The 3,929-nt window shown below is 57.6% G+C and carries 7 protein-coding genes and 1 pseudogene; 5 read left to right on the top strand and 3 right to left on the bottom strand.

Annotated elements, in window-relative coordinates:
• A partial coding sequence (locus C476_RS17625; protein WP_008015531.1) for a helix-turn-helix transcriptional regulator occupies positions 1 to 141 on the bottom strand: 141 nt, incomplete at its 3' end.
• 455 nt (positions 142 to 596) lie between these two features.
• Here C476_RS17625 and C476_RS17620 point away from each other — a divergent pair.
• Together C476_RS17620 and C476_RS17615 are read left to right on the top strand one after the other, a co-directional pair.
• Positions 597 to 968: a MarR family transcriptional regulator gene (locus C476_RS17620; protein WP_008015529.1), complete on the top strand. Its 372-nt coding sequence runs from the start codon at positions 597 to 599 to the stop codon at positions 966 to 968.
• The gene (locus C476_RS17615) at positions 965 to 1,315 is read left to right on the top strand and encodes a type II toxin-antitoxin system PemK/MazF family toxin (protein WP_008015527.1); all 351 of its coding nucleotides are present in this window, start codon (positions 965 to 967) and stop codon (positions 1,313 to 1,315) included. The genes C476_RS17620 and C476_RS17615 overlap by 4 nt, the downstream gene beginning before the upstream one ends.
• Positions 1,316 to 1,442: 127 nt before the next feature.
• On the opposite strand, the pseudogene C476_RS19735 reads toward C476_RS17615, so the two are convergent.
• A pseudogene (locus tag C476_RS19735) lies at positions 1,443 to 1,553 on the bottom strand (helix-hairpin-helix domain-containing protein); the annotation flags it as partial.
• Positions 1,554 to 2,074: 521 nt separating this feature from the next.
• Entirely contained in the window at positions 2,075 to 2,296 is a 222-nt protein-coding gene (locus C476_RS17610; protein ID WP_008015524.1) for a hypothetical protein, read from the bottom strand.
• Between C476_RS17610 and C476_RS17605 the strand changes: the two genes are divergently transcribed.
• The 3 genes from C476_RS17605 (at position 2,295) to C476_RS17600 (ending at position 3,281) form a co-directional block, all read left to right on the top strand.
• Positions 2,295 to 2,492, top strand: a complete 198-nt coding sequence (locus C476_RS17605) for a hypothetical protein (RefSeq protein WP_152418267.1) — start codon at positions 2,295 to 2,297, stop codon at positions 2,490 to 2,492. The two genes, C476_RS17610 and C476_RS17605, sit on opposite strands and share 2 nt — an antisense overlap.
• Positions 2,493 to 2,590: 98 nt before the next feature.
• Entirely contained in the window at positions 2,591 to 2,821 is a 231-nt protein-coding gene (locus C476_RS18625) for a DUF7511 domain-containing protein (protein WP_152418266.1), read from the top strand.
• Positions 2,822 to 2,960: 139 nt separating this feature from the next.
• Positions 2,961 to 3,281 carry a helix-turn-helix transcriptional regulator gene (locus C476_RS17600; RefSeq protein ID WP_008015519.1) on the top strand — a complete coding sequence of 107 codons (321 nt, stop codon included), beginning with the start codon at positions 2,961 to 2,963 and terminating at the stop codon, positions 3,279 to 3,281.
• The last annotated feature ends 648 nt before the right edge of the window (positions 3,282 to 3,929 follow it).

Raw genomic sequence — 3,929 nt, 5'->3', positions numbered from 1 at the left:
GACGATCCGGCTGCCCTTGCGCGAGGAGAATTCCAGTTCCTTCCAGAAATCGCTCTGGTGGATGCCGCCGGACTCGCGGATGAGCTCGAGACCCGCTCGCTCGTCCTCGTTGAGTTCGGCTTCGGCCGTGGAACTGCTCATGATGGCCACCTCGCCATGTGTACTGCTATAAGCAGGAGTGCATCCATACTACATTCAAGACAAGGCGAGCCGTTAAAAAGTGCCTTTCGTCGACTGTCGATTCAACCGCGGTGCCGTCGTCCTCGAGTCCGCCGCCGTCTTGCTGGATGAAAGGGGTGTCATAGAAGTCTGCTCAGGCTGTTGATTCCTCTCGAGCAGATGGTAAACTGGCTTTGATGAATAGAGCGATCATTTCGAGCTATTCACTGGCGGAATGATAGTAAGTACATCACCTGCACTTATCGAATTAGGATGCCCGCACAGTAGGTGTGTGGGCCGTTCTAACACCCCAGCTAGCCGTCTCAATGCATACTGTTCTCGAACCGCTTCGTGGTCAATAGTGATTTCTCCTTCGCTGTTTTCGTAGCTTTCACTCCTAACACTCTTTGCAGCGGATGACGTACCCTCATTCAACGATGTCCATCGACCGAGACACCTTCGAGAACACGAGCGAAGACGAGCTCGAAGAACTCTCCGTGCCTGATCAAGTCCTCGGATTCCTCGCCGCCAACCAGGATCGGGCGTTCAAGGCTCGCGAAATCGCCTCCCAGATCGGCGTCGATGAGGGCGCAGTCAGCACCGCGCTCTCACGGTTGAAGGACCGTGGTCTGGTCGAACACAAGGCGACGTACTGGGCGGTGACTGACGACGCTGAGCGCCTCGACGGATACAGCGGGTACGAACGAGCAACGGCTCTGTTCAACGACCAACTCGGTACAGAGGACAAGGAAGCGTGGCGCGAGCACGCACCGCAGGAACCCCACCCAAGCGTCGAGGACGAACAGTGACCGACGAAGAGACACCGATTTTCGAGCGGGGCGACGTCGTCTACGGTGACGATCCCTTCAAAGGCGAGGAAGACGCTCGGCCCTGGCTGATCCTCTCGAACCACGAAGGCCGTCCGTTCCACGGCGACCAGTATATCGCGCTCACGTTGACGTCGAAATCCTGGATGGACGGCCTCATCGACATCCCTGAAGAGCGTTGGCTTCGTGGTGGGATACCGGATGAGAGTCGGATCGTCCCGTGGAGCGTCCAATCGATATATCACGAGGACATCGACTTCTGGCAGGGTCGCTTTGACAGTGATCTTGTTGACGAGGCGGTGACTGCGCTCGTCGAAGAGCTACAATAGCTTCTCCGATGGTTTGTTCGAGTCGCGATTTGGTGAAACAGCTGTAGGTAAGTCTACTTACAGACCAGAATTGAACGGGGCCTCGCCTTCTCGATAATAGACGAACCAATATCAATAGGCCAACACCGTAGACACCTTCCAGTCGCTCCCGGTCGCTCGCACGCAACCCCTCGAGTGTCTCGTACTCGCGGGCGATCGCCTTCGACGTGGCCGGCCCGACGTTGTTGACGCCTTCCAAGACGGCTGCATATTCGGAAAGTGGCCTCTGTCGACGTGTGATCTCGGGGAAGGTTGGTGAAGTACCTCGGAGACAAGCCCCGAGGCACTCGCCCTACTCAGCCTGTAGAAAACCGGCTCGCTGGCCGGTCGCGCTACCAGTCGATACCCACCATACCACCGTTAACCACCGCGACGGCGCTCGAGCCACTGTCGGAGCGCTCGAACGCCCATTTCCACCACTACGCTGCCGAACCCAATCACAATTCCATAGGCGAGTGCTTTCATGGCGATTGTCGAACGCCTTGGACCCGGGATAAGCGTGGCGGGGGTCTGACTGCCGACTGTCCTCGAGCGCCCAATTTGCCCGGCAGCGATGGTGTACCGTCTAATCAGGGCCATGGCCGGAGTAACCGCTGGTTAGTCGCCGCACTGACAGATCACTTCGCCTGTCCGAACGCAGAAACGCGGCGTGGCCTCGAGCACGCCGCAGGCTGTCGATTCGCAACTTCGAGCGAAAATACTGTCGGAAATCGCTAGTCGCTATCCACTCCTCGGCATCGACAACCTGCCGTCTGCCGTCTCACCCCAGTCCTCGCCGGTCGCGTTGCACTTGTAGCGATATGAGCGCACGACACGTTCGGTGATCTCCCGATTGTCGTCGACGGTCAGCTCGTCGTCGGCCTCGAGCGAGCGGTCGTAGGTCCATCCGCACTCGCACTCGGCTTCGATCACACCTTCGGGACCCATGAGCGCGCTGGTCATGCCGTCCCTCCATAGCGAGCGCGGACGTGTGCCGGCAGCGCCGGTCGCGGTCGCCGCCGAATGCGAGTACGGCTCGGACGCCGATGTCCTGGCGATCGACGTGGAAGCCGAAGCGAAGGCCGCCTACGAGCGTCGCCGAGCTGACGAACTCGAGTATCAGGTCGGGCTCGAGTCGTTCGCTGGGGGTTCGGCGTAGAAAATCAGGCTTATTTGCTGTCTCTACAATCCGGTTTGGTTTGCCGTCCACTCTTCGAGTGCCTTCTTTTGCATCGCCTCGAAGCCGCTGAACCGCGTGTGCTGGTCTACGTACTCGTCGAACTCATCGTCTGGGATCGCTTCGAAATCGCCGTCGGATTCGACTGTCCACGGGCTTGCCTCGAAGAACGCCTCGAGCACGTCGTGGTCGCATACGACGACCGACCCGATGAACTGGGAGTTGTCCCCCACGACACAGATAGCGACGAACTCGCTTCGTGGGTGACGATCGAGACCGACGTAACACTGGGCCTCGAGAATTGGCGATAATTGGTGGTGCTTTTCTTTCTGATCTACGAGTAGTTGATCTGTATTTCGGTCTTCATAAACGAGAAAAGCACCTGTTGGGAGAAGGTTTATGTCTGAATAGACGAAAATCTGAAATATGGCAACAACTGATATCTGAAATATGGCAACAACTGATAGAAGTGCGCCACAGAACGCCTCGGAACTGACTGCATTCCAGCGTGATTTGCTGTTCATAATCGCCGATGTTGGCCCGGAAAAGGGGCTGGGAATCAAAGATGAGATCGCCGAGTACTACGCCAAAGAAATCAACCATGGACGGCTGTACCCAAATCTTAATACGTTAGTCGAGATGGGACTTGTCGAGAAAGGATCGATTGACCGCCGAACCAACAGTTACGAGCTGACCACACGCGGCACACAGCTGCTCACCGATCGTCTCGAATGGCAAGCCAACCAGTTCGACGTCGATCGCGAGGAGTAGGAATAGTGGCCGAATCGATCGGTCTCGAGGGTGACGCCCACGACATTCTCACGGCCACACGAAGTTCGGGCTCGAGGATATCGCACCCGATAGCGGGGAAGTTGAACGCCCGCCACTCGAGCACGAGATCCACGGTGCGTTCGACGAGTACCCGCACACGCCAGTCGACCTTACAATGACGTTCGTCTCGGCCGACGACTAAGCGACTGGTTGTGTGTGGGTGTCTCGCGAGAAACGGAGGTACGGCACCAAGGGGGCTGGTGCCGAGACATCCAATTTGATTTGGTGGGGCGTCGCGCGACAGTGACGCGACAGTCACATTTCTATACGCTATTACTATTAATTTTTGGCTGTAGTTTCATTCGAAACCCGGTGTGTCTGTGTGTACTCCAACCGCTTTGCACAACCTCGGCTGTACGAGCTGTTCGCACTCGGTCCCCGGACATCTCTCGCGAAAAATGGCCAATATCACGGCACCGCAGAGGGGAGTGCGGTGGCCGATGCAGAGAGGCAGGTGTCACGTTGTGGGACGCAACAATCGACTGCCACCGTGCTGTGACATCCTCCGCGCCGTGAACGGCGCGGCTTCCCTGCAGGGGAATACCGGCTAACTACCGGCAGTGGGTTCCGACCCGATCTCTCCGAGCG

This window comes from Natrinema limicola JCM 13563 (assembly GCF_000337475.1).
Taxonomy (GTDB): Archaea; Halobacteriota; Halobacteria; order Halobacteriales; family Natrialbaceae; genus Natrinema; species Natrinema limicola.
This window is presented reverse-complemented; position numbering and strand designations above follow the sequence as displayed.

Excerpts from the sequence above, each read along its gene's own strand:
- C476_RS17620 (WP_008015529.1), top strand. The coding sequence starts at position 597 with ATGTCCATCGACCGAGACACCTTCGAGAACACGAGCGAAGACGAGCTC.
- C476_RS17605 (WP_152418267.1), top strand. The coding sequence starts at position 2,295 with ATGCCGTCCCTCCATAGCGAGCGCGGACGTGTGCCGGCAGCGCCGGTC.
- C476_RS17610 (WP_008015524.1), bottom strand. The coding sequence starts at position 2,296 with ATGACCAGCGCGCTCATGGGTCCCGAAGGTGTGATCGAAGCCGAGTGC.
- C476_RS17600 (WP_008015519.1), top strand. The coding sequence starts at position 2,961 with ATGGCAACAACTGATAGAAGTGCGCCACAGAACGCCTCGGAACTGACT.